21 protein-coding genes are annotated in these 24493 nt (G+C 55.8%); 8 read left to right on the forward strand and 13 right to left on the reverse strand.

All coding sequences use genetic code 11. The features are described from left to right. The first annotated feature begins 270 nt into the window (after positions 1-270). The gene (leuA, locus tag EDC90_RS00120; RefSeq protein WP_132307266.1) at positions 271-1977 is read left to right on the forward strand and encodes a 2-isopropylmalate synthase; all 1707 of its coding nucleotides are present in this window, start codon (positions 271-273) and stop codon (positions 1975-1977) included. A 65-nt stretch (positions 1978-2042) separates the two neighbouring features. Here leuA and EDC90_RS00125 read toward each other — a convergent pair whose 3' ends face one another. Then, positions 2043-2618, reverse strand: a complete 576-nt coding sequence (locus EDC90_RS00125; protein ID WP_132307268.1) for a hypothetical protein — start codon at positions 2616-2618, stop codon at positions 2043-2045. A 369-nt stretch (positions 2619-2987) separates the two neighbouring features. On the opposite strand from EDC90_RS00125, the gene EDC90_RS00130 reads away from it, so the two are divergent. After that, entirely contained in the window at positions 2988-3647 is a 660-nt protein-coding gene (locus EDC90_RS00130; RefSeq protein WP_132307270.1) for a CerR family C-terminal domain-containing protein, read from the forward strand. A gap of 14 nt (positions 3648-3661) precedes the next feature. Here the strand turns inward: EDC90_RS00130 and EDC90_RS00135 are convergent, their stop codons facing one another. After that, the gene (locus EDC90_RS00135) at positions 3662-4579 is read right to left on the reverse strand and encodes a metallophosphoesterase family protein (protein WP_132307272.1); all 918 of its coding nucleotides are present in this window, start codon (positions 4577-4579) and stop codon (positions 3662-3664) included. Positions 4580-4677: 98 nt separating this feature from the next. Then, complete coding sequence (locus tag EDC90_RS00140) at positions 4678-5655, reverse strand: glutathione S-transferase family protein (RefSeq protein ID WP_132307274.1); 978 nt, start codon at positions 5653-5655, stop codon at positions 4678-4680. 286 nt (positions 5656-5941) lie between these two features. On the opposite strand from EDC90_RS00140, the gene EDC90_RS00145 reads away from it, so the two are divergent. Beyond that, on the forward strand, positions 5942-6439 hold the full coding sequence (locus EDC90_RS00145; protein WP_132307276.1) for a GNAT family N-acetyltransferase: 498 nt from the start codon (positions 5942-5944) through the stop codon (positions 6437-6439). A gap of 43 nt (positions 6440-6482) precedes the next feature. On the opposite strand, the gene EDC90_RS00150 is transcribed toward EDC90_RS00145, so the two are convergent. From EDC90_RS00150 to EDC90_RS00165, 4 genes are read right to left on the reverse strand one after another with little or no spacing between them, the layout of a single operon-like run. Continuing rightward, a complete protein-coding gene (locus EDC90_RS00150; RefSeq protein WP_132307278.1) occupies positions 6483-8555 on the reverse strand; it encodes a hypothetical protein in 2073 nt (690 codons plus the stop codon). Continuing rightward, complete coding sequence (locus EDC90_RS00155) at positions 8555-11356, reverse strand: DUF4159 domain-containing protein (RefSeq protein WP_132307280.1); 2802 nt, start codon at positions 11354-11356, stop codon at positions 8555-8557. The genes EDC90_RS00150 and EDC90_RS00155 overlap by 1 nt, the downstream gene beginning before the upstream one ends. Beyond that, complete coding sequence (locus EDC90_RS00160) at positions 11356-12270, reverse strand: DUF58 domain-containing protein (RefSeq protein WP_132307282.1); 915 nt, start codon at positions 12268-12270, stop codon at positions 11356-11358. The genes EDC90_RS00155 and EDC90_RS00160 overlap by 1 nt, the downstream gene beginning before the upstream one ends. A 12-nt stretch (positions 12271-12282) precedes the next feature. Then, positions 12283-13296, reverse strand: a complete 1014-nt coding sequence (locus EDC90_RS00165; RefSeq protein WP_132307284.1) for an AAA family ATPase — start codon at positions 13294-13296, stop codon at positions 12283-12285. Between the two features lie 163 nt (positions 13297-13459). Between EDC90_RS00165 and EDC90_RS00170 the strand changes: the two genes are divergently transcribed. The 3 genes from EDC90_RS00170 to EDC90_RS00180 are packed head-to-tail and all read left to right on the forward strand — an operon-like array spanning position 13460 to position 15977. Then, entirely contained in the window at positions 13460-14080 is a 621-nt protein-coding gene (locus tag EDC90_RS00170) for a DUF1285 domain-containing protein (RefSeq protein ID WP_132307286.1), read from the forward strand. After that, the gene (locus tag EDC90_RS00175; RefSeq protein ID WP_132307288.1) at positions 14077-14715 is read left to right on the forward strand and encodes a CoA pyrophosphatase; all 639 of its coding nucleotides are present in this window, start codon (positions 14077-14079) and stop codon (positions 14713-14715) included. The genes EDC90_RS00170 and EDC90_RS00175 overlap by 4 nt, the downstream gene beginning before the upstream one ends. Further along, the gene (locus EDC90_RS00180; RefSeq protein ID WP_132307290.1) at positions 14712-15977 is read left to right on the forward strand and encodes a CCA tRNA nucleotidyltransferase; all 1266 of its coding nucleotides are present in this window, start codon (positions 14712-14714) and stop codon (positions 15975-15977) included. The genes EDC90_RS00175 and EDC90_RS00180 overlap by 4 nt, the downstream gene beginning before the upstream one ends. A gap of 122 nt (positions 15978-16099) precedes the next feature. Here EDC90_RS00180 and EDC90_RS00185 read toward each other — a convergent pair whose 3' ends face one another. Together EDC90_RS00185 and hemF are read right to left on the reverse strand one after the other, a co-directional pair. After that, a complete protein-coding gene (locus EDC90_RS00185; RefSeq protein ID WP_132307292.1) occupies positions 16100-16285 on the reverse strand; it encodes a DUF1059 domain-containing protein in 186 nt (61 codons plus the stop codon). Between the two features lie 659 nt (positions 16286-16944). Then, positions 16945-17856 (reverse strand): oxygen-dependent coproporphyrinogen oxidase, encoded by a 912-nt coding sequence (gene hemF, locus EDC90_RS00190; RefSeq protein WP_132307294.1) that lies wholly within the window; start codon positions 17854-17856, stop codon positions 16945-16947. Positions 17857-17968: 112 nt separating this feature from the next. On the opposite strand from hemF, the gene EDC90_RS00195 reads away from it, so the two are divergent. Continuing rightward, entirely contained in the window at positions 17969-18220 is a 252-nt protein-coding gene (locus EDC90_RS00195; protein ID WP_132307296.1) for a hypothetical protein, read from the forward strand. Here EDC90_RS00195 and EDC90_RS00200 read toward each other — a convergent pair whose 3' ends face one another. Beyond that, entirely contained in the window at positions 18221-18715 is a 495-nt protein-coding gene (locus EDC90_RS00200) for a tRNA (cytidine(34)-2'-O)-methyltransferase (protein WP_132307298.1), read from the reverse strand. A 156-nt stretch (positions 18716-18871) separates the two neighbouring features. Here EDC90_RS00200 and EDC90_RS00205 point away from each other — a divergent pair, with 156 nt between their 5' ends. Next, entirely contained in the window at positions 18872-19696 is an 825-nt protein-coding gene (locus EDC90_RS00205) for an AraC family transcriptional regulator (protein WP_132307300.1), read from the forward strand. A 53-nt stretch (positions 19697-19749) separates the two neighbouring features. Here EDC90_RS00205 and EDC90_RS00210 read toward each other — a convergent pair whose 3' ends face one another. The 3 genes from EDC90_RS00210 to EDC90_RS00220 all read right to left on the reverse strand — a co-directional run bounded on the left by EDC90_RS00210 (position 19750) and on the right by EDC90_RS00220 (position 24474). Further along, complete coding sequence (locus EDC90_RS00210; RefSeq protein WP_132307302.1) at positions 19750-21762, reverse strand: FUSC family protein; 2013 nt, start codon at positions 21760-21762, stop codon at positions 19750-19752. 132 nt (positions 21763-21894) lie between these two features. Next, entirely contained in the window at positions 21895-22410 is a 516-nt protein-coding gene (locus EDC90_RS00215; protein ID WP_207903813.1) for a gluconokinase, read from the reverse strand. A gap of 828 nt (positions 22411-23238) precedes the next feature. Next, complete coding sequence (locus EDC90_RS00220) at positions 23239-24474, reverse strand: cysteine desulfurase-like protein (protein WP_132307304.1); 1236 nt, start codon at positions 24472-24474, stop codon at positions 23239-23241. Positions 24475-24493 lie beyond the last annotated feature (19 nt).

Genomic DNA, 24493 nt, shown 5'->3' on the forward strand with positions numbered 1-24493 from the left:
CCATGACACGTTTGGCTGAACACGAAATCAAGACAGATGCACGCGCTTTTGCTGCGCGTCCTGTAGCTGTGTCTGCGCTAAACTCGCTACTTATCCTCGGCCTTAACAGCGGTTGCCGGGTCCTTTAAGGAGCGCCCGGCGGCCGAAAAAAAAGCCGTTTGGCCCAAGCGCTCCTTCACCCTGAAAACTGAAGTAAAACAGATATCCTGCCGCAATCCATCCTCATTCGGGTGAGAGAGGTTGTAGTGCAGGTCGCCAAGGATAAGACAAATGGACGCGAAGAATTCACAGACGAAACCGGGCATGCCGATTGCCGGAACAAAATACCAGCCATACCCGCAGGTTGATCTTTCCGACCGGCAGTGGCCATCAAAGCGCATCGAGAAGGCGCCAATCTGGTGCTCGGTTGACCTGCGCGACGGCAATCAGGCGCTGGTTGATCCGATGGGGCATGATCGCAAGGCCCGGATGTTTCAGCTGTTGCTGGATATGGGTTTTAAAGAGATCGAGATTGGTTTCCCGTCAGCCTCGCAGACAGATTTTGATTTTGCCCGCTGGTGCGTGGAGAACGACCAGCTCGAAGATGATGTCTCCCTGCAGGTGCTGGTGCAGTGCCGTCCGGAGTTGATTACCCGCACATTTGAAGCCTTGAAGGGTTCGCGCCGCCCGATTGTGCATTTTTACAACTCCACCAGCGAGCTTCAGCGCCGCGTTGTGTTTGGCAAGGATGTCGCTGGCGTCAAGCAGATTGCCGTTGATGCGGCCAAGATGATCACGGATATGGCCGAAGCGGCAGGCGGTGGCTATCGCTTCGAGTATTCGCCGGAAAGCTTCACCGGCACTGAGCTGGATGTGGCAGCGGAGATCTGCAATGCCGTCATCGAAGAGATGAAGCCGACTGCGGACAACAAGCTGATCATCAATCTTCCTTCAACCGTGGAAATGTCCACGCCCAATATCTACGCTGATCAGATTGAATGGATGTGCCGTAATCTCGATAACCGCGAGAACCTGATCATCTCCGCACATCCTCACAATGACCGGGGTACAGGGGTTGCCGCTGCCGAAATGAGCGTTATGGCCGGGGCTGACCGGATTGAAGGGACGTTGTTTGGCAATGGTGAACGCACCGGTAATGTTGATCTCGTCACGCTGGCCTTGAATATGTTCACGCAAGGCGTGGACCCTGAGCTGGACTGCTCTGATATCGAGCGGATGAAAGCGGTCTATGAATACTCGAACCAGATGGTGATCCCGGAACGGCATCCTTATGTCGGTGAACTGGTTTATACAGCTTTCTCAGGTTCGCATCAGGACGCGATCAACAAGGGTATGAAGGCCATCCGCGTTGCAAACAAACCGGTCTGGGAAGTGCCTTACCTGCCGATTGATCCGCGCGACGTCGGGCGCAGCTACGAGGCGATCATCCGCATCAATTCGCAGTCCGGCAAGGGTGGCATCGCCTATATCATGCAGAGCGACTACGGCATAAACATGCCACGTGGGCTGCAGGTTGCATTCCGCGAATATATCCAGAAGATCACAGATGATGAAGGCCGCGAACTGCCGTCAAAGCGCATTCATGAGGCTTTCATGGCGCATTACGTTGATCAGCCAGAGGGCCGTATCAAGTTTGTTGATCATCACACATATCCGCAGGGTGATACCAAGGGCGTTCGCGTGGTGACTGCCGAGATTACCGATGGTGGCGAGACAAAGCGAATCGATGCCAAGGGGAATGGTCCGGTTGATGGCTTCACCAATGCTCTGTCGGCCTATCTGGGTACGAAGATCACGGTTGAGAACTATTCAGAGCATTCGCTCTATCAGGGCTCGGATGCCAAGGCGATTGCCTATGTTGAGGTCTCTTATGAAGGCGGGCGCATGTTCGGCGTTGGTATCAACACCAACATCGTGGCTGCTTCGCTGGAAGCCATCGTCTCGGCGGCCAACCAGATCATTGGCAGTCAGAGTTGAGGTTTTGGCTCTGATCTGAACGGGATCGAAGACCGGTTGTTATGAAGACAGCCGGTCTTTTTCGTTCAGAGTTTCAGATAGGCCGACTGGGCCATATCGGTAAGGCTGGCGTTTGATGATGGTCCGACCACGGCAAACAGCGCCTGCTCACCCTGCCACCAGGCAACACTGAGATTGTCGCGGATTGTCTCTGTGACTTCGGTCAGTGGATTGTTGATCGACTGTGGGCGCGCCAGAATAAAGATTGAAACAAGCTCACCGGCGCTTGTGCGGTAGAACAGCTCGACACCGGGGGTGCGGTCGATCACAACAATCCGCGCGCCTTCAAACAATTGCTGCGTTTCAGCGAAGGTCGGAACTTCGACCTGCAATCCTGTTGTACGGTTGATCAGTTCCGAGACCGCCTGAGGATCGTCAGAGCCGATATCGACCAGCGGCTGATACTTGCGTCCGAATACCCTGAACGTCGCGCAAAGATCATCAATCCAGTCGTGGCTTTGTACGAGCGGCAGGTCGACCGTCTCGACATTCGATGCATACTGCCCGCGCGAAAGCGCAAAGCCTGAGGCCATGCCAATACCCACGAGCGCGCAGCCGATGACAGCGACCACAACTGGCCGTTTCTTCAGTCCATGTGACATGGAAGTCTTTTTATTCTTAACGGCGATGTCCATGATCTTACTTAGTATCCGTATACGCGCCTGATCCGGCTCCGGTCAGGTTCTGCGTGAAAATGTGCGCTGGATAATGCCTCTTAAGGATTGCTTAAACAAGGCATGGCGATACACTTTTTCCAGCCATAGAGCGCCATAAAAAGAGATGAAACAATTCGTAAAGAAAAAAATGTGTCAAAAATACGATCTAATTGATTTAGCGGGTTGCGGTCCGGACGCGATCAAAGGAAACTGAAGGCTTGAAGACTACAGCGCCCGTAAAATTAATGCGGGTCTGGCTGCTTTGTTCAGATCGCCAACCCTTTGACAATGAAACTGGATTTTTGACGAAGTAACATGACAGAAACATTAAAAGGGGCAGCGGCGACACGTCAGGCGCTAATCTCAACAGCGCTCAGACTTTTCGGTGAGTATGGTTATAATGCTGTTTCTACCCGCAAGATTGCTGATCTGGCGGACGCAAACATCGGCAGTATAGCCTATCATTTTGGCGGCAAGGTTGGCTTGATGCGCGCTTGTGCCAGATATGCTATCGAATCGATCGAAGATAGTTATGGAAAGTCTATCCTCGCCCCCATGCCACCGGATCTGACGCCGGCTGAAGCGCGTCAGGAGCTCATTCAGGCTGTGCCGATCTTTGTATCACCACTTATTCGCGGGCCGGATGCGGAAGAGGTGCATATCTTCGTGATGCGGCACCTTTCGAATGACAGCGAGGCCTTCGATCTTCTGTATTCAGAGTTCTTTTGTCCGCAGCATCGGCGTGTCCGGCAGTTGTTTGCACGCGCAACCGGGCGTGATCCCGAAAGCGAAGAGACGCGTGTTGTCGCCTTTACCATTCTGGGGCAGTGTCTTTATTTCCGGATCTGGCACAAGGTTGTCAGGCGCAATATGGGTTGGGACGCCGTGAATGACGAGCAGCGCAATCTGGTGGTTTCTGCCTTGCAGATCAGCCTGACAGCGATGCTGGATGCCTATACCCGGCATAACCTCTGATTACGCCCTGTAACTCAGTCATTGCCGTAGCTGAACTGAAATATGCCCTGAGGCACAAAAAGTCCTGATGTGTTGAGTGTGTGGCGTTCGCACTCGATCTGCCACTGGCCGGGACGACCGCTGATTTCGATCATGTTGAAGCCGGATGCGGGCTTTTTGGCTCCCGTTGCCTGTCCGGCTGCTGCGATACCGATTACAGGAACCTTGCCTTTCGGCGTTTCGATGAAATTGATCGTATTGAGGTGGGTGTGCCCATGCAGCACCAGCTCGCAGCCACCTGTCGAAATTGCAGCCTTGAAGCGACGGATGCCAAGCAGCCGCTTGTGCCGGGCGGCTGCATTGCGCACGGGCGGATGGTGAATCATGACCACTCGGAACAGGTCTTGTTCACCGGCTTGGCGAAGAAGTTCGGCGGTGGCGCGGGCCTGTCGTTTTCCGAAATTGCCGATCGCCAGAAAGGGTGGAGAGGCAACGGCTGATGAGCAGCCGACGAGTGCAACACGGTCGCGTTTGCGCAGGTAGGGAAAGCTGTGGATTTCCGCGCCTTTGCTGGGTGGTCGCGGTGTATCGCCCTGCATATAGTCTCGCCAGGCCTTGTTGATCCGCGCATAAGCGCCGCCGACATAGGCATCATGGTTGCCCGGAACCAGAGAGACTTCGCTGGGAGGGCCAACGCTTTCCAGCCACTGGGCTGCGATTTCAATCTCTTTGGCCGTTGCCAGGTTCACGAGGTCGCCCGTTACGGCCAGATGATCCGGTGACTGAGCCGCAATCGCCAGCAACAGTTTATCCAGTGTGTCTGTGCCGATGTGTTTGCTGCGGTTTCGGTGCCAGTTTACAAAACCGGTGATGCGCTTGGAAAAAAGCTCACGCGGCGAAACGCGCGGCAACGGGCCAAGATGAATATCGGAGATATGGGCAAGCCTGAACATAGATCACACATAGCCGCCTGCCGGGTTGTCGGCAAGCGGCCAGCGCATCAGCTTGAAAATCGAAGTTGATTTTCGAAAAAAAGAGCGGCCTTCTTCAATTAGATGGCATCGCGCCCATGTGCTGCGTCGAGGTCCATAAGCGGCCCCTTCGGAACAACACCGGTCGGGTTGATGGTTTTATGGGACCCGTAATAGTGTCGCTTGATGTGATCGAAACTCACGGTCTCGGCTATACCCGGCATCTGATAAAGTTCACGCAGAAAATTCTGAAGGTTCGGATAGTCTGCAATACGTTTCAGGTTGCATTTGAAATGGCCGACATAAACCGGGTCGAATCGCACTAGGGTCGTGAACAGGCGCCAGTCGGCTTCCGTCAGTGTCTCCCCCATCAGATAACGCTTGTCTGATAACCGTTTTTCCAGCTTATCCAGCGTCTCGAACAGGCGAGTCACATGTTCCTCATAGGCTTGTTGCGTGGTTGCGAAGCCGGATTTGTAAACGCCGTTATTGACGTTATCATAAACCAGCGCATTGATCTCATCGATGCCCTCGCGCAGGGCCTCGGGGTAGAAGTCGCGGTGGTTGCCGGTCAGGTCGTCGAAGGCACTGTTGAACATGCGGATGATTTCCGCTGACTCGTTCGAAACGATCGTCGCCTGCTTCTTATCCCACAAGACCGGAACCGTTACGCGGCCGGTATAGTCCGGGTCCGCTTTGGTATAGACCTGCCACAGATAGTCAGCGCCGCTAATCGGATCATCCGTCCCGCCATCCCGATTTTTGAATTCCCAACCGTTCTCCAGCATGAGCGGGTCAACGATCGAGACATCGATGAACTCTTCAAGACCCTTGAGTTTTCGGAAAATCAGCGTGCGATGCGCCCACGGGCACGCGAGCGAGACATAAAGATGATAGCGGTCTTTTTCAGCGGCAAAGCCGCCCACGCCAGTGGGGCCGGCGCTGCCATCTTTCGTCAGCCAGTTTCTGAACTTGGAGCTCTCACGTTTGAAATGCCCCTTCGTCTTGTCGGTGTCATACCAGACATCTTTCCAGACACCGTCGACCAGCATACCCATCGGATGCTCCTTTTTTTTGGCGTTTCCTTTAAATATAGATACGGCAGTTGCAGAGATTTGCCAGCCGTCAATCGCTGAACAGTGTGTTGAAGCCGGAAACGCGTGCTGGTTTTCAGGGGAAGTGACTGGACGGGCTGTATTTTTCCTGCTACTGGCCTTGTCACTGAAAAATTTGGATTTGTTATGCGGACTTTGCGACGACGCTGATTTTGAGACACGATACCGGTCAGGCCCTCCTGTCACCGTCCACTCTCTTTTGCGTTTTCGTTTTACAGGTTCCGACATCATGACATCCGAACTGTGCTACCTTCAGGAAGCCGCCTCTCACGACAGCATCATCGAAGAAATCAATGCCGAAGCGTTCGGTCCTGGCCGGTTTGTGCGCACTGCCAGCCGGATTCGTGAACAGGGGCCACATGATATGGCCTTATCCTTCGTGTGTCTGGATCAGGATCAGGTGATCGCGTCTGTGCGGATGACGCCGGTCTGGGCGGGCAAGGCAGCCGGCCACATGCTCGGGCCGCTGGCTGTCCGGCCGACGCATAAAAACCGCGGCATTGGCCGCCATCTTGTCAGGATTGCGGTTGAAGCGGCGGAGAAAGCCGGTTCGCAGACTGTGATCCTGATTGGCGATGCGCCGTATTACAGCCCTCTTGGTTTCAGACCCATCGTTCCGCCGACGCTGAAGCTGCCCGGGCCGGTGGATCCACGCCGGATACTTGCGCACCCCATCGTCGAAGGTGTGGAAACAAAAATGATTGGCATGATGCGCTGGCGCGGCTGAGGTGCCGCCTGAACAGGCTTTGCGCAATCAACGCAGATAGTCATCAGGAGCGGCCTTCGCGCCACCATGTTGCAGACATTATTGCCAGCAGCACAGCAATCGCAATCAGGCCATTGAAAAGCGGAACCGAACGGATGCTCTGAAGCTCTGTGTCCGCTGTTGCGACGATCGGCATCATACCATTGTTTCCTGTGCGCAGCGGTCCTTCGGATACGCGGACAGGAGGAAGAATGCGCCCGGTATCGGTATTCATACGGGCCACCATTCCGCTTGTTTCAGCGGCCAGCGGCGTCAGCGTTTGATTGGTTGAGATCATCGCCTTGAATTCCGGCGCATTGGGGTCGCCCACATTGACCAGACGTTCCAGCACTCCATTTTCAATGGTGAAAAGCCCCATCTCGTTCACGTCGATAAAACCCCGGAAAAGCCCTGGCTCATCTTCTTCCAGTCCAACGCTTAACGTCTGTCCCGATGGTGTGCGGATCGTGGCTTCTTCCGGCGCATCGCCCATGGTCTGACGGGTAATTTCGATGGTCTGACCATTCGATGAGGCCCGTAAGGCTTCTTCTTCCAGCGCCGGTTCCTTCATCAGCCAGTGTGCAATCCGGCGGTAAAGCGGAACGTAAGGTCCGCCGCCTTCAAACCCGCGGGCCCAGAGCCAGCCCTGATCTGACAGAAACTCTGCCACCCGCCCCTGTCCCTCGCGCGAAAGCACAAGCAGGGGCGCATCGTTGGCCGTCATCACAGCTTCGCCGTTCACGCTGGATACATCAATCGAGCGGAACCAGCGCCCCCAGTCTGCAGGTGTTTGTTCGGAGCCCGGAAGGTCTCGGGTCACGGGGTGCCGTGCGCCGGTCTCAGAGACCTGCGGTTTGAAACCACCTTCGGAAATGTCGCCCGTCGGAAGCGCTGGCAGAACGGCAGAAAGCGGTGTGCTCGCTATGGACTCCGCCCCGGCAATTTCAGGCCCTGCTGCCACCAGCAGCGCGCCGCCATTCAGCACGTACTGGGCGATGTTGTCATAATAGAGCAGAGGCAGAACGCCACGGTTCTGATAGCGATCCAGGATGATCAGATCGAAATCGTCAATCTTTTCGACAAACAGTTCGCGCGTTGGAAATGCGATCAGCGACAGTTCGTTGATCGGGGTTCCATCCTGTTTTTCCGGTGGCCTCAAAATGGTGAAATGCACCAGATCGACAGATGCGTCAGACTTTAAAAGATTACGCCACGTTCGCTCGCCATTGTGAGGCGACCCGGAGACAAGAAGGACGCGCAGATTTTCCCGAACACCTTCGACAATCTGGATGGCCCGGTTGTTCACCTCTGTCAGCTCGCCGGAAACCGGTTCGACGGAAAGAGCGATGATATTTTCGCCGCCGTTTTCAATATCAAACTGGATCGTATTCGAGGTTTCAGGTGAAACCTGCATCTGCTGAACAACTTCGCCATTCAGACGGGCTGTCACCGTTACCGCAGTATTGCCGCCGGGAACCGGTCCGTCATCGATGACGGTGAAGACGACAGGCAGGCTTTCGCCGACAAGACCGAAACGGGGCGCATCTGTGATTTCGATGCGGCGATCATATTCATCTTCACTGCCGGTGATGATCGCGTTCAAAGGTACCTGCGCAGGCAATCCGGATGCCGTATCCGGAATGTCATGTACTTGCCCGTCTGTGATGAAAAACGCTGCGCCAAGCCGGCTTGGCGGGACATCGCGCACGGCATCATTGAGTGCGGCGAAGGCAAGGGTTTCTGCACGACCATCTGCATTCGCGGTCTGAACGTCGACAATGCGCGGCTCGATGCCGGGTTCCGTAGCCAGGCGTGCCTGAAGCGCGGCCAGTGCTGTTTCGGTCTGACTGGTGCGCTCGCCGGTCAATTGGCTCTGGGACCGGTCAACGACGATTGGCACAATGGTGGAAAGTGGCGCGCGTTCTTCGTGGCTGAGAGTGGGGTTCGCGATGGCAGCGATCACCAGAAAGCCGGCAAGGCCGCGCAAAACCGTTCCCCGCATCCGCGTTACAAAACCTGCAACGGACAGAAGAAGAATGGCGGCAAGTGCAGCATAGACCGCCCAGAGCGGCAGAAGTGGAGCAAAACTGATTTCCATTATTGCCCCAGCCTTTCCAGCAGAGCCGGAATATGCACCTGGTCCGCCTTGTAGTTGCCGGTCAGCATATACATCACAATGTTGACGCCGGTGCGGTAGGCAAGCTGCCGCTGGCGTGGGTTTTCAGGTACGGTTGGTAGCATTGGCGTGCTGTCTGCATTGATTGCCCATGCCCCGGCGAAATCATTGCCGGTAATGATAATCGGGGAGACTCCGTCACCGCCGCTCATTTGCAGGGCGGAAACGTCGTCACTTCCCGCCCGCGCCTCGACCCAGAGCGGCGAGCCGTCATACCGCCCCGGGAAATCCGACAGCAGATAAAAAGATCGTGTCAGAACATGGCCTTCTGGAACCGGCTCAAGTGGCGGCACATCAATGCCATTCAAAATGGCTCGCAGGCGTTCTGTGTTGGGGCTGACAGCGCCGCTGCCAAGAGGGGAATACTCATCCCGTGTATCAAAGAGGACAGTGCCGCCATTGCGCATATAAGCTTCGATCCTGGCAATGGCTTCTTGTGAAGGCATGGGCGCTGAGGCCGAGACCGGCCAGTAGATCAGAGGATAAAAGGCCAGTTCGTCTGTTGCCGGGTCAACACCGATCGGATCTCCCGGTTCAAGGGCGGTACGATAGGCGATGAAATTGGAAAGCCCTTTCAGGCCGCGTTCTGAAATGCGGTCTACGTCAGCTTCACCGGTTTCAACATAGGCCAGATGTGTTTCGTAAAGAAGTTCGGCAATTTCGCTGTCGGACATCTGTGCGCGTGCATTTTCCGGTATGATCATCAGCATGGGCAGACTTGCGAGGATTGCCAGCAGAAACATCAATGTTGCACTGCGGCGTAGCCTGAGCCGTGTCAGTGCGCCGTTCATCAAGAGGATAATGATTCCGTCGACGATCAAAAGCACCAGTGCGGCGGCAAGCAACCACGGTTTAAGGCTGATGGCTGCGGTTTGTCCGATTGCCTGCTGGCGGACATTGTTTCCAGGTGCATTGATGTCGAAAGGCGATAGCTGATCGTCAGGCCCGAAAAGGTTCAGGGCGACAAAGCCGTCGGCTGTGCCGTAAAGACCGGGCGGATGTTCGTAATCCGCTGTTCTGCCGTCGCCTGCGCGTTCGGCAAATGGTTTTGCGTCACTCACATCACTTGCCAGCGTACCGCTGGCATCGAGCATTCGGTAGGGCGGCAGCAGGGCCGCACCAACGCCGTTGCCGTTTGAGATTGTGCTGGCACGCGAAAGATTGACGATCCGGCGCAGCATCTCGACGAAATAGCCGGAAATCGGCAGGTTCGACCAGTTGGCATCCGAAGACGTGTGAAACAGCACGAGCTGACCATCACCAAGCCGTGCTTCCGTCACCAGTGGCGTGCCATCGGCAAGGCTTGCCCAGGTATGTTCAGAAAGCGAGACCGAAGGTTCGGCCAGAACCTGACGTGTCACGGCGATATCATCCGGCGCCGGAAGGCCATAAAACGGGCTTTCCGGCGGAAATGGCGCCAGTGATTGCGGTGCACTCCAGCTCATCGCTCCGCCAAAGGCGCGTTCACCCAAACGCAGCCGGACAGGAAGCAGGCTGTCATCGCCTCCGCTTGCAGCAAGGCGAGGGCCGGCAAAGCGGATAAGTGTACCGCCACTTTCTACCCAGCTTTCAATGGCAGCATGGGTCTCTTCAGGCATAGTGCCGACATCGCTCAGCAACAAGACCGATGGGTTTTGCTCAAGCAGTTCGTCCGCTTTTTCCGGCATTGTTTCGGCATCGCTGGTGATGAGGTCGGCATAAGGCGCGATTGCTTTCTCCAGATAGTAAGCAGGCGTCAGAAGCGGCTGGGCTTCATTGTCCGGCGCACCGCCCACAAGTGCCACCCTTCGACGGCGAAAACCATCATCGAGCAGTTGGACAGCGCCTGCATTTTCGGCGCTATCGATTGCGATGCGTGCAAAATCATTGCGCACTTCAAACGGCGCGCGGATTTCAGTTGAGGCTGTGTTTACACCGGTATCAAATCGCAGGGGAGCGCTGGCGATGGCCCGGCCTTCAATATCGTAGGCGTTCACCGTCATATCAGCGGCTCGTCCTGTGTCAGCGCGTGTCGCAAAAATGCGCGTGGCATCGGCATCGTTTTCAACCCGGGTGAGGGCGGCCGGCGGCTCGCCTGGTGCCGTTGAAACTACGATTTCCGGCGCGCCTGAACCGGCCAGCAGGTTCATGGCCTCAGCATCGCCTTCGGAGGTCAGCCCGTCGCTAATCAGTGCCAGTGTGCCCGGCGGCGTCTGTTCAAATGCCTCTGACAGTGCTTCGGCTGCGCGCGCACGCTCCGGTTTCAGTGGTCTGGGCTGGCTGGCCGCCAGGCGCTCGCGGGCCTGACTGACGGAGACAGGCCGGGCGGCATGCGCCTTATCGGCTGTGAAGACCATCATCACCGGCTGGCTGGCTTCGTCTGCTGCATTGATCAGGTTTTCGGCCGCGTGGACACGGTCATCCCAGTCTTCCGCGCTCGCCCATCCATTATCGATCATCAGTGCGAGAGGCTTTCCTGCGACGATCTCGGTGCGGTCCGGATTGATGATCGGGTTGGCAATGGCCAGTATAACCAGAGAAGCAAGCACCATGCGCAGAAGCGTCAGCCACCATGGGCTTCTGGCCGGTGTTTCATCGCGTTTCGTCAGCTTCAGGAGAATGGCAAGCGGTGGAAAAACCTCGCGCTTCGGGCGGGGTGGCGTCAGCTTCAAAAGCCACCAGATCGCCGGAAGCACGACAAGCGCAATCAGCACAAACGGGCTTGCAAAAGCCAGAGCACTCATCAGCGCCGCCCCCCTGCGGCCGTTTCGCCGGAAAGGCGCATGTGAACCGCTGTGAGCGCTTCAGAGGCCGGGCGGTCTGTGTGGTGGGTGACGAAAGACCAGCCGGATTTGACTGCGCGCTCAGAAATGGCGCGGCGTCTTCCCTGATAAAGTTCAAGATAGCGTTCGCGCAAAGCCTCAGCCCGGCCAATCGTCAGTTCCTGGCCTGTTTCGGGATCGCTGAAGGCCGTGCGTCCGGTATAGGGAAAGCTTTCCTCTGCCGGATCGGCAACCTCTACGAGGTGCGCTGTAAGCCCGCGTGCTGAAAGCGGCGCAATCCGATCAAAAAGCGCTTCAGGCCGATCCAGAAAATCGCCAATGACGATCAGTTCTGAGGGGCCGCGCATCATCGCTGTATCCGGAATTTTTGGTAAATCGTCTGGCGCTGCCGCCAGCATATGGGCCAGTGTTTCGGCACCATTACGGCTTGAAACCGGCTCCATCAGGCCGGGATAGCCAACCCTTTCGCCCGAACGCAGCAGCATCTCGGTCAGAGCCAGAAGCAACACCAACGCACGATGCTCTTTGGATACCGGAGCAAGACGGGACTGAAAAAGCATGGAAGAAGAAAGGTCTGCGAACAGCCACACTGTATGCGCGGCCTCCCATTCCATATCCCGCACGTAAGTGTGGTCGTCGCGCGCAGAACGCCGCCAGTCGATCCGCGCCAGCGATTCACCGCTGACATAGGGCCGGAACTGCCAGAAGTTTTCACCCGGCCCGCGCCGTCTGCGTCCATGCCAACCAGCGGTCACCGTGTTGGCAATGCGGCGGGCCTCAACCAGACAGTCCGGCAGAAGCGCTGCGCGGTGCTTGGCGTGCGAAAGCGCCTCATTGCCGGTTGTGCGTAAAATGCTTTCTCCGATTGAAATCAAGGGCAAATTCCGTCAGTTCAGGTTGCGCGACGCGATGGCGGTGATCACGTCTGAAAGCTTAATGCCTTCTGCACGCGCGGAGAAATTCAGCGCCATACGATGCTGGAGAACAGGTCCGGCCAGCGCCCGCACATCGTCAATCGAAGGTGCGAGGCGGCCCTGATAAAGCGCCCGTGCACGCGCGGTCAGCATCAGAGCCTGTCCGGCACGCGGGCCGGGGCCCCAGGAAACATGACGGTCGGTCTTGTCAAAGCCATGCCCCGGACGCGCCGCGCGCACCAGCGAAAGGATTGCTTCAACGACGGTTTCACTCACAGGCATCTTGCGAATCAGCGTTTGAATTTCCATCAGACGTTCAGCGGTGATGACCGGGATTGCCTGTTCTTCTGTGGCACCTGTGGTTTCCAGAAGAATGCGGCGCTCGGCATCGATATCCGGGTAGCCGACATCGACTTCAAGTAAAAAACGGTCAAGCTGTGCTTCGGGCAGCGGATATGTGCCTTCCTGTTCCAGCGGGTTCTGCGTCGCCAGAACGTGAAACGGCTTTGGCAGATCATAATGCTGCCCGGCAATCGTCACCGAATATTCCTGCATAGATTGCAGAAGTGCCGACTGGGTGCGCGGCGATGCGCGGTTGATCTCATCGGCCATCAGAAGCTGGGCAAACACAGGCCCCTTGATAAAGCGAAAGGAACGGCGACCCGTGTCGCTTTCTTCCAGTACTTCCGATCCCAGTATATCGGAAGGCATCAGATCAGGTGTGAACTGAATGCGGTTGCCATCAAGCCCCAAAACGGTGCCGAGTGTTGTGACAAGTTTGGTCTTGGCAAGTCCGGGAACGCCGACCAGCAGGGCATGCCCACCGGACAGGATAGCCAGCAAAACGCTCTCCACCACATCGTCCTGACCATAGATAACCTTGGAGACTTCCGTGCGTATTTTCTGAATGTCTTCCAGCGCTGTTTCAGCCTGAGCGACAATTGCACGTTCATCGGCGCCCGTGTCTTTTGCTTCGGTCAGCCCCATATATGTTGTCTCCGCAGACTTGAAAAAACGTTGATGGCAGATCGGCCGGATTGCGTTCCGGAGTTTCGAGGTGAAGGATAATCACCTGTGGGCGGCTGACAAGCCGGTTTGGAATGACTATTTCGAGAGTGGGCCTAATTCGGACTGAAAACTGGACAGAACGATGGCAGAAAACGGTGAAAGCGGAAAAAATGATGCCTCAGGGCTGGCAGCTTCTATCGCGCGGCAATCGGGCGGAGAGAAGGCGGGCAAACGTGGGCCTGCGCCGGTGGAGAAATGGGATCCGGCCTTTTGTGGCGACATTGATATGGAAATCCGTCGTGATGGCACATGGTTTTACTGTGGTACACCGATCGGCCGTGCGTCGCTCGTTCAATTGTTTGCAACGGTCCTGCGTAAGGACGAAGATGGCGAAACCTATCTCGTGACGCCTGTTGAAAAGGTGCGTATTCGCGTTGAAGATGCGCCTTTTCAGGCCGTTGGCATGACCACGGAAGATCATAACGGCGAACCGGTTTTAGCAGTCAGCACCAATGTCGGAGATACGGTCAGTATTGATGCAGACCATCCGCTGCGCTTTGATGTTGTCGGTGAAAATGCCGAGCTGAAGCCCTATGTTCTTGTGCGTGGCCGGCTGGAAGCACTGTTCTCGCGGGCTCTGACCTATGATCTGATGGCGCTTGGTGAGGCCGCCACGATTAAGGGTGAGGAGATGTTCGTCATTCGCTCTGCAGGTCAGGTCTTCCCCGTGATGGCGATGAGCCAGCTGGAGCAGAACCGTTGAGTGTTGCGGAGCATGTGCTGAGTGCGGCCGATTTTAAGGAAAGGGCGCTTTCTCAAAACGGGCGTTCCCTGGCCGATGCCTGGCGCGATCACGGCGACCACAGGCTCAATCCTGATCTGTTCGCCTATTATGAAGATCTGGATATGCGCGCGGCTGCGGTGCTTGTGCCGGTTGTCGATTATCCGGATGGGGCGAAGGTGATTCTGACCCGCCGCGCCAGCAAACTTCGCAAACACTCCGGGCAGATCGCCTTCCCAGGCGGCTCTGTGGATGCCGATGACATATCGGCAGAAGACACCGCGCTGCGTGAGAGCGAAGAAGAAATCGGCCTTGATCGTTCCTTTGTCGAACCCGTTGCCCGGTTGCCGGTTTACCTTGCCGGAACCGGATTCAGGATTACGCCTGTTCTGGCTGTGGTCAGGCCCGGATTTGAACTGACAGCCAATCCGGATGAGGTCGATCACATTTTCGAGGTGCCGCTCGGTTTCATCATGGACCCCGCGCACCATTTGCGAAAAAGCGCCGAACTGGCTGGCAGGCAGAGGCGTTATTATGAAATCAATTTCGGCGATTACCGGATCTGGGGCATTACTGCCGGGATCGTCAGAACCATTTACGAAAGGCTTTATGCGTGACATCGCTGAAAGAAGAGGACTGGTTCAATGAGAAGCGCTTGCAGAAGGTGCTGGCTCTGCTGAATGGCGGTGGCGGTGAAACCCGGATTGTCGGGGGCGCTGTGCGCAATGCACTGATGGGCATGGCCGTCGGCGATATTGATATGGCAACCACGCTGACGCCTGATGAGGTGAGCAGGCGCGTGAATGAAGCTGGCCTGAAAGCGGTGCCGACAGGCATTGAGCACGGAACAGTCACGGTCGTCTGCGATAAAAAGCCTTTCGAAGTGACGACGTTGCGAAGGGATGTGGAGACTTTCGGGCGTCATGCAACGGTGCAGTTTGGAACCGACTGGGCGGAAGATGCTGCCCGACGCGACCTCACCATCAATGCCCTTTATGCCGGACAGGACGGCGAAGTGGTCGATCTGGTCGACGGTCTTCAGGACATCGATACAAAGACTGTGCGTTTTATCGGTGAAGCAGCGACGCGAATTGAGGAGGACTACCTGAGAATTCTGCGGTTCTTCCGTTTTTTCGCCTGGTATGGCGGTGGAAGACCAGATGCAGAAGGCTTACGCGCAAGTACGAGATTGCGTGACGGATTAAAAACGCTGTCGGCCGAGCGCATCTGGGCAGAGACCCGCAAGCTTTTGGCAGCAGATGATCCATCGCGTGCACTGTTGTGGATGCGTCAGACCGGTGTGCTGACCATCATACTGCCTGAAACGGAAAAATGGGGCATTGATGCTGTTCCGGGTCTCATCGCGGCTGAGCGGGCATTGTCCTGGCAGCCGGATTCTTTCCTGCGGCTGGCAGCAATGGTCCCGCCCGATCAGCAACGGCTTGGCGAGATGGCAAAGCGTCTCAAAATGGCCAATGCCGAACGCGATCAGATGCTGGCATTTGCCCGTGTTCCAGCCATTGCACCGGAGACCACAGGAGCCGAGCTGCGCCGGATGCTCTACTGGAAGGGGCGTGAAGGTGTTTTAATGCGCCTGAGGCTGGATCTGGCGGCAGCAAGAGCCCGCGCCGAAAGTGGGGATCTGAAATCTACCGCAGCATCTGCCAGTCTTAAGCAGCTTGAGGAAATTGCTGTGTCCTGGAATAAACCCGTTTTCCCAATCAAAGGCAGTGACGCGATTGCAGCTGGCCTCAAGTCCGGGCCGCGCGTCGGTGCTGTTCTGTCAAAGCTTGAAGCCTGGTGGGTTGAACGGGAGTTTCAGGCTGAGCGCGCTGCCCTTCTTGGCAAGCTGGACGAGATAGTCCGCTCCGAAGCCTGATCATGGGTGTGCTGTGTGACGGGAGAGTTTGGGGCCGGACCCAGGTTTCAGTACTTCTCGACACAGCAAAATGCCCGGCCAGATGGCCGGGCATTCAAATGGCAAGGAAATCACCGGAGACATCAGTTGACCGGCTCTTCATCCTTGATCCGTTCCTTGATGTTTTTCACCATGTTCTCGCGAATAAAGGTCTCGCCATGTGTGGTTCTCATGTGCTCCACGGCGCGGCGAACAACTTCTGCCTCCTCATCGGCGCTTGTGTGCCAGGGGCATCCGGGAACAAGTGAACCGCATTCAAAACGTTTCATCATTTCCTCCTTTGGTTACTGGACCATCAGACGAATATTAAAAGCCGTCCGATGTTCTGGCTATTTGCCTTGGTGCGCCGGGTTTATCGCAAAGCCGGATTCAGCTTTTCGCCCAACGCTCCGGAGCGTTTCCAGAGCGGCAGATCGCTAAGGATCTGCCTTGACTGCTGTCTAAGTAAAACGCGCCGGAGCGATGATTGTTCATGAAACACCAGCGCATTTCGCTGATCTGTGTGCATACCCGTCAAACGAAGGCCTGCTTTCAGAGTTTCGCGTCAATACGGGTATGCAAGCAAAAGTTCCGAGACATGCGGTTAATGCTGAGCCCAGGCCTCGAACACAGCTGAGGATTCGCATGGCCGTCCATTTCTGTGAGCCATATCAGCTGCATATTTGCTGTCATCTGTCGGTGCGATTTTATGCGGATGCGGTTTAACACGCGCCGAAACAGTTTTCTTTTCCGGGGTATTTACTGTCTGTGCCATTTTCCCGCTCCTCCCGAGCAAGTTCTGGTTTCCAGTGTTACTTCCACTTGGGAAGTGAACCACTGACATGCAAGGAGAACAAGGCGAATCTTAGGAGAAAATTAATTATATCGTTTCAATCGCTGATCGTTGATCAATGAGGAACGTACCCGTTTATTTTGTCCGTGTTTTTGCTTAAGGCCAGCGCACAACAGGTGGCATGGATGAAAGAATAGCATCTACATTTCCGCCCGTTTTAAGCCCGAAAACAGTGCCGCGGTCGTAAAGCAGGTTGAATTCGACGTAGCGCCCGCGCCGGATGAGTTGTTCGTCGCGGTCTTCCGATGTCCACTCGCGATTGAAATTGCTGCGCACAAGGCGGGGATAGACCATGTTAAACGCTCGCCCGACATCCTGAACCAGTGCTAAATCGGCATCAATGCCGCCTTTTTCGTCGGGCGAATGCTGCCAGTCGAAAAAGATGCCGCCGACGCCGCGTGGCTCATTGCGGTGGTGAAGATAAAAATACTCGTCACACCACTTCTTGATGGCCTTGTAATCGATGGTCGCACTATGGCGATTGCACGCGATTTCCATGGCACGGTGAAACAGGATCGTGTCCGGGTCTTCCTGTTTGCGACGGCGCGTCAACACGGGCGTCAGGTCGGCGCCGCCGCCAAACCACCAGGTCGACGTCACAATCATCCGCGTGTTCATGTGAACTGCCGGAACATTCGGGTTCACAGGATGGGCAATCAGCGAAATACCGGAAGCCCAGTAGCGCGCATCCTTGTCTGCGCCGGGCATGTTCTTCGCGAATTCGTCAGAAAACGTGCCTTCGACGGTTGAGGTATGAACCCCGACCTTTTCAAAAACACGGCCATGCATGGTCGACATGCAGCCGCCGCCTTCGCCATTGTCGCGCGTCCAGTTTTCCCGCTGAAACTGGCCGGGTTCATAGTCACTCAGGGGACCGGTGAGTTCCTTTTCGATGGCTTCAAAGCCAGAACAGATGGTATCGCGAAGCGCCTCGAACCAGGCCCTGGCCGCAGCCTTCTTTTCATCGATATCGTCCGGCAGGCCTTCAGGCAGTTGCGGCCGTTCCATTTAGCGCTTCCTCGTCTTTTTTGCCGATCCGGGGCGACCGGTCCGGCATTTGATTTGACTCGCAATTCGTAAGCAAAAACCTTATCTTTTTTAGAAGATGAAGGATAGCGGGATGCCCGATCTTCCAAAGCCGCCTTCGATGGATGGGTTGAAACGCCGCATCGAACATCATCGTAATCGCAAAGGTGATGATGGTTTCGTGCGGGAGCACTATTGCCTTGACCATGAGGATGCGCGGGCCAAAGCGCGCGAATGGTTCAAAAGCTATCCCAAGGCAGCCTACTGGACGACGGTTGAAAGCTGGCGCGTTGTGCCAGACGGTCGCATTGAATTCACGATGCGCCGGCTGTCGACCGCGGACTGATCAGAAATCGGCTGGCGCGCCGCCAAGTGCCTCGAATCCGCCGGTCTGCCGCATTGCTTCGCCCGCAATCATAGCCACAGAGACGGCGAGATTGATGGACCGCTGGCCGTCTGCCATCGGAATGGTGATGCGGTGATCCGCAATTTCATGAACGTTTTCCGGCACGCCGGCACTTTCACGGCCAAAGAGAATGATGTCATCCTTTTCAAACGGAAACTTGGTATAGCCGATATTGGCCTTGGTTGAGGCCAATATGAGGCGTTTGCTGTTTTCCTGGCGCCATTTTTCAAATGCGTCCCAGTCGACATGACGTGTCATGGCAGCTTTGGCGATATAGTCCATACCCGCACGCTTCAGATTCTTGTCTGATAGGGCAAACCCTGCGGGCTCAATAATATCTACTGCAAGACCAAGACATGCGGCGAGCCGCAAAATCGTGCCGGTGTTCCCGGCAATATCGGGCTGATAAAGCGCAATGCGAAATGGGTGTGTCATGCGCTTCACATATGGCTAAGCCGAAATTTCATCAAGTGTTGTGATCGACAGCTGCTGCACCGAAGCGGTCTATGTTTAACCTGTGGTGTCACCCCGATTTGATTTTTGACGTCTGTTATCCTATTGCAGGATTGTTGATTGCAGAATTGCTATACTATGACGAGTGATGTCGAAAATCTGTCAACTTTAGAGCGGGGCAATCCGGGCTGTATCTGCGATCCCCTGAAGCCGGTCCTTGTCCGGTCTCTTGAAACACACGAACCCGGCCTGCGCCGCAATGTGCGTGCGCATCCGCGTGGACAGCTTTTATGGGCTGAGAACGGGATACTGCGTGTTCATGCCTGCGGCGCACACTGGCTGGTGCCGACCAGCCATGCCGTCTGGATCAGGGGCGAGACAGAGCACGAAGTGATAGCAGAATCAGGTGTTTCTGCGTGCTTTATCTATATCGATCCTTCCGTGTTGCGTGGTCGCGCCAGTGCCTGCGAGGTCGTGCATATGACGCCGCTGATGCAGCATCTGGTGCGCCGTTTTCGTCAGATATCAGAGGACGAGCCGGAAAGCGCGCGTGCGCAACGCATGGCGCAAGTCATCATTGATGAGCTGACGACGCTGCCTGAAGCGCCGCTTCGGCTTCCTGCAGGTACGGACCCACGACTTCAGCGCGTCACCAACCGGCTGATGGCCAGACCGGAAGATCGTTCGGGTCTTGAAGAAATGGCGCAGTTCTCCGGCACGGGTGCGCGAACGCTTGAACGATTGTTTCAGCGTGAAACCGGGCTGAAGTTCTCAGAGTGGCGCAGTCGGCTGCGGCTGATGGAAGCCGTCAATCACTTAAGTCATGGCAAGAGCAGTGCCGAGATCGCTGCGCGGCTGGGGTATCGCAGTGCCAGTGCTTTTGTCGCAGCCTTTCGGCGCAGTTTTGGTGTTCCGCCGCAGTCCTATCTGAAGGCAGGCCGCGGCGTACAGGCAGGCGCCTGAGTGCCTGTTTATAAATAGAAGTGTGCAGGTCTGAAAGCCACTTGAAAGCTGCTTCAGCGTGTTTTCGTTCCGAAATTCTCTGAGCTGTTTTCTGTGCTCCGGCGTTCTTTCAGGTAGTCAAAAAGCCAGGCGATTTCGGCTTCCACATCGCCAAACCGGTCATCCTTTTCACGTCCGCCAGCGTTGTGAAACGCGACAGAGCCGCCTTGCTCGTGCCCTGCCAGCCAGGCAAGCGCATTGGCGGCACGTTCGGCCCGCTTTGTATCCGGTGGCGGGTCTCCGAGGCTTCGCCCGCCGGCATAGGCCGCAATCCGGTCACAGAGCCGCTCGGCACCTGCAACGGCAGGAAACCACGATGCCGCTTCACGTCCTGCCGGCGGTGGTTCCGCGACAAGTTTTTGCAGTTGCGTGCGAAGATCGGAAAGGCGGCGGTAAGCGGAAAACTCGCTGTCTACTGCGGTTTTCTGGAATGTGGCTATGGCCGCGTTTTCATCCGGCACAACGCTGGTTGCCGCTTTAAGAAATGTTCCGACAGCATCAATGGCGCGTCCGAAGGATGTATTCAGGTTGGTGCTCTGCGAACGCGGCCAGATCAGGTAGCCAAAAATGAGCGCGATGGCTGCGCCGATCAGTGTGTCAAAGAGCCGTTGTTCGGCATAATTCTCTGCAGCACCCGGCACAGCAAGAGCGATCATCAGCAGGATAACCGGCGTTAACAATGTCACCATAGCGGCATAACTGCGCAGGCCTGCCCACGGGATAAAGGCGCAGAACAGCGTTATCAGGGCAACAATGCCGATATCCTGGTGAACCAGCATCATCACAAAGGCGGCGATGGCAACGCCCGCCAGCGTGCCGATGCTGCGGTGAATTGCGCGCACGAACACAGAGCCAAAATCCGGTTTCAGCACGATCGCGACCGTCATGGGTAGCCAGTAGGAGTGGTTGCCGCTGATAAACTGGCCAGCCACAACGGCAACACCCATTGAGACTGAAAGCCGAATGGCCGACTGGATGACCTCCTGCCCGAGAATCAGGCGCCTGCCAAGGGCTGTGAGCGTGGTTCTGGAAAAAACAGGTGCCCGCTTCTGTGCATCCTGCTCCGGCGGAGGCGTATCCGGGGCTTCTGACCAGATCGTGTCGACAAGCCGTCCGATAAGCCTGAAAATCTCGCTGTTGGCCGTCTGACATGCGCTGTCAGGTAAGTGGTACTTCACACCCTTGCTGTAGCACTCGGCGATGGACTGAATCTGCTGTGCTGCAGTTTTGAGACTGTCACGGTCAGAGGTTGTCGCCATGATGGCCATGTTCAGTTGGTTGATGAGGCTCAGAATGTCGGCTGCGCGCAGACTGTACCGTGTTCTTGCGCGCCCATGGGTCCGTTTCTCGATCAAAGATGCATAGGCTGCTTTTGTCTGATCCGTGACAACCCTGCGCCGGGCCTCCAGTTCTGCACGTTTTTCCGGGTCGCGATTATCCGGCGGCTCTGTCGCCGCCATTGCCAGCGCCGATATGGCTTCAAGAAGCCGCGCGAGCATGCGGCGTTCAGGCCGGTCACGATCGATCAGCGCAGCCAACGCCAGCATGGCGACCACAAGCATCGTCCCTGAAAGAAAGTGCGCGATCATTATCCAGGGAGAGCCGATATGGGTGAAGTGCGATGTAACGACCGCCAGCACCAGCATGTTCATTGCCCCGGTGGAAAAAGCCGCTCCATATCCGCTAATCAGCCCGGAAAACAGACCAAGAGCGGCAAGCATGACCAGTGTCATGACGCCATGACCGGCGACCGCCGGGCCTATGAGGCAGCCAAGCACGCCCACAGAGGTGGAGATGGCGATTTGCCGAAAGCGTTCGCGATAGGGATCAAGACGCACTGTAACGGCTGTCAGAAAAGCCCCGAGCGCAACATAGATCAGTGCTGCGGGGTTTCCGGTCAACACGCCGTAGAGCAGCGGCGCGCCAGTGCCAATTGCAAGGCGCAGCGAATGCCGCCACGGCTTATAGGGTGCGGGCTTGAGCAGAGCGAGATTGTGAAACCATGCTCTGGCATCAACTGTCCGCATCTTGATCCTGCCCCTCAAATGTTTCGCAAAAGTGCCTCAAGAATGATCTAGCCATGTTCGCTGCCGGTGCACAAGATCGGCCTGTGGCTTTCCAGCACCTTGTAAGAGACGACTTAGGGCAGGGGACGGGACTTAATCCTGTTTGATCTGATCAAGGCCTGACACAGCCTTTTCGCAGATTACGTCCAGCGTCGCATCAATATCGATGGTGATGACACCCGGTTCGCCGGTCGGTTCTTCAAGTGTCTCAAGCTGAGTTTTCAGCAGTGAAAGCGGCATGAAGTGCCCTTCGCGCTGGCCCATGCGTGTGTTCAAAAGTTCTGCGCTGCCTTTCAGGTAGATAAAGGCAAGAGGGCCGCCTGTCGTATCTCTTAAACGCTCCCGATAGGTTCTCTTCAAAGCTGAGCATGTGAGGACGACCGGGTTTTTGTTGATTTCCGCGTCATGCAGGACCCGGCCGATCTTATCGAGCCATGGCCAGCGGTCTTCGTCATTCAGCGGAATGCCTCTGGTCATCTTATCGACATTGGCTTGCGGGTGCAGCTCGTCGCCCTCAACGAAGCGGTAGCCGCGCTTTTCCGAGACCGCGCGGGCAACGGAAGACTTTCCGCAACCGCTAACCCCCATAACGATGATGGCGTTGACCATGTATTATGCTCCTCCGCATCCTGGTTTTTCGTTGTTGTGTCAGTCTCCCGGCCTACAGGCAATCGTTTGCCGGTTTCGATTTGCATTTAGTGCGGGAGACAAATTGAGCTTAAAGGCGAAATATACTGTTCCGGCTGCATGAAGATCTGTGCGGTTATGGTTGGCGCATGAGCATATCTGTGCGGTGCCGGATCCATGTACTGACTGATTGCATGACCTCTGGCATTCATCTGGATCATTACCCTGCGAGCCCAAAAATAACTCACCGCATTCGGGGCAGGTGTCGGTTTGTTCTGTCGAAAGCATTGTCCGTTTTCGATGAAGGATGTCATCGCGGTCTTGTCTGTTTCGTGTTTGAAGAATGAGTTTTCAGGCGGGCTGCGCCGTCAGACACCGCAAAGTGGGGTTTGGCGTGAGTGCTTCTGCAAGGGCAGATTCAGGCCGCAGGTGGGGCTGAGTTGACGATTTGCCTGGTGATCTCTGCTGTCGATTTATTGTAAAAGGAAGCGTTTCCAAAAATAACATATAATATCATTCCGGCGCTAGCGCTGGCCAGCTTCATCCCACCTTTGATTTTTGGCATTATGGAGTTCTCATTCAAGTAGCTGTTAATATGTACAAATTTATATCCATAGCGTTAGTGATCGATCTGCTTCGCTCACAAGAGTGACACCGGAGGAGCAAGATATCAAGGGTCTTCTTCTACTATTTGGAACCGATTCCACATTATTGAATGACTTCGTTCGAACGCATCGGTCATTCCTGCAAGAAAAACCCGGCATTCAAAAGAACACCGGGCAGATCAGGCGGGTGAGGATATGAATTGTATCAGAGGATAAGGTCAAACGCGGCTGTCAGCCGATCGATTTCTTCAACCGTGTTGTAGTGCACCATGGATACGCGCAGAACGCCGCCATCTTCGGTCAGATCGAGATACTCGGCCAGTCGACGCGAATGGAAATCTCCGTGCCGTATGGCAATCCGGTGTTCATCTACTGCCTTGCAGATTTCGGTGGAATCGCGCCCGTCGAAGCGGAAAGCGATGGTGGGAACACGAATGGCACTGTCACTGACCGTGGTACCGATAACACGGCAATTGTTGCGTGCCCGCAGATAGCTCAGGAGGCGTTCTGAAAGCTCAGCCTCGTGCGCACTGATGGCTGCAAAAGCAGCTTCGATTTTTGCGCGTGTATCACCGGTTTCGCCGGCCTGTTCACCCAATGTACTCAGATAGTCGACGATGCCGCAGGTCGCATAGGCCAGTTCATAGTTCGGGTTTCCCGGCTCCAGCTTTCCCGGCACTTTGTCCTTGCCGTAGAAGTAATGGTAAAGCGTGTCGAGTTCTTCCAGAAGCTCGTGTTTGCCATACATCAGAGCATAATGTGGCCCGTAGACCTTGTAGAGACTGAAGACGTAGTAATCCGCATCGAAGGCCTGAACGTCGACGGCGCGGTGCGGTGCATAGGCCACGGCATCCACGCAGATCAGCGCATCGCGCGCGTGCACGAAATCGGCAATTGCACGGATGTTGTTCACAGAACCTAGAATATTGGAAACATGCGTGACGCAGACCATTTTTGTCCGTTCGCTCATCAGCGGGGCAAGGTCGTCCAGCTCAAGGTGAAGGGTCTCCTTGTTCAGCGGCCAGAACTTCACATTGACGCCGATGGCCTGCAGCCTATCCCATGGACCGATATTCGATTCATGATCGCTGTTGGTCACGATGATTTCATCGCCGGGTTTAAGCTGGCTCTGCATCGCGCGTGCGAGGTTTTGCAGCAAAGCTGTCGATGAAGCGCCGAAGACGATTTCTTCCGGTCGTCTGGCATTGACCAGATGCATGGCCGCGGTTCTGGCTTCCATCAGTGCGGCGGCTGCAGACTTTGAGAGGTCATAAGAGCCGCCAATCTGGACGTTCTTCTCAAATAAAAACGCGTTGATGCGCTCAACCGCACCTTTGAGGATCTGGGAGCCGCCGGCATTGTCAAACAGCGTCCAGCCCTGTTGAAGGCCGGGAAACTGGCTGCGTACAAACGCAAGGTCAAGGGAAGGGGTTTCGGTCACGGCATCTGCCTCCGCTGGT

This window comes from Martelella mediterranea (genome assembly GCF_004342225.1).
Taxonomy (GTDB): domain Bacteria; phylum Pseudomonadota; class Alphaproteobacteria; order Rhizobiales; family Rhizobiaceae; genus Martelella; species Martelella mediterranea_B.

Excerpts from the sequence above, each read along its gene's own strand:
- leuA (WP_132307266.1), top strand. The coding sequence starts at position 271 with ATGGACGCGAAGAATTCACAGACGAAACCGGGCATGCCGATTGCCGGA.
- EDC90_RS00125 (WP_132307268.1), bottom strand. The coding sequence starts at position 2,618 with ATGTCACATGGACTGAAGAAACGGCCAGTTGTGGTCGCTGTCATCGGC.
- EDC90_RS00130 (WP_132307270.1), top strand. The coding sequence starts at position 2,988 with ATGACAGAAACATTAAAAGGGGCAGCGGCGACACGTCAGGCGCTAATC.
- EDC90_RS00135 (WP_132307272.1), bottom strand. The coding sequence starts at position 4,579 with ATGTTCAGGCTTGCCCATATCTCCGATATTCATCTTGGCCCGTTGCCG.
- EDC90_RS00140 (WP_132307274.1), bottom strand. The coding sequence starts at position 5,655 with ATGGGTATGCTGGTCGACGGTGTCTGGAAAGATGTCTGGTATGACACC.
- EDC90_RS00145 (WP_132307276.1), top strand. The coding sequence starts at position 5,942 with ATGACATCCGAACTGTGCTACCTTCAGGAAGCCGCCTCTCACGACAGC.
- EDC90_RS00150 (WP_132307278.1), bottom strand. The coding sequence starts at position 8,555 with ATGGAAATCAGTTTTGCTCCACTTCTGCCGCTCTGGGCGGTCTATGCT.
- EDC90_RS00155 (WP_132307280.1), bottom strand. The coding sequence starts at position 11,356 with ATGAGTGCTCTGGCTTTTGCAAGCCCGTTTGTGCTGATTGCGCTTGTC.
- EDC90_RS00165 (WP_132307284.1), bottom strand. The coding sequence starts at position 13,296 with ATGGGGCTGACCGAAGCAAAAGACACGGGCGCCGATGAACGTGCAATT.
- EDC90_RS00170 (WP_132307286.1), top strand. The coding sequence starts at position 13,460 with ATGGCAGAAAACGGTGAAAGCGGAAAAAATGATGCCTCAGGGCTGGCA.
- EDC90_RS00185 (WP_132307292.1), bottom strand. The coding sequence starts at position 16,285 with ATGAAACGTTTTGAATGCGGTTCACTTGTTCCCGGATGCCCCTGGCAC.
- hemF (WP_132307294.1), bottom strand. The coding sequence starts at position 17,856 with ATGGAACGGCCGCAACTGCCTGAAGGCCTGCCGGACGATATCGATGAA.
- EDC90_RS00195 (WP_132307296.1), top strand. The coding sequence starts at position 17,969 with ATGCCCGATCTTCCAAAGCCGCCTTCGATGGATGGGTTGAAACGCCGC.
- EDC90_RS00200 (WP_132307298.1), bottom strand. The coding sequence starts at position 18,715 with ATGACACACCCATTTCGCATTGCGCTTTATCAGCCCGATATTGCCGGG.
- EDC90_RS00205 (WP_132307300.1), top strand. The coding sequence starts at position 18,872 with ATGACGAGTGATGTCGAAAATCTGTCAACTTTAGAGCGGGGCAATCCG.
- EDC90_RS00210 (WP_132307302.1), bottom strand. The coding sequence starts at position 21,762 with ATGCGGACAGTTGATGCCAGAGCATGGTTTCACAATCTCGCTCTGCTC.
- EDC90_RS00215 (WP_207903813.1), bottom strand. The coding sequence starts at position 22,410 with ATGGTCAACGCCATCATCGTTATGGGGGTTAGCGGTTGCGGAAAGTCT.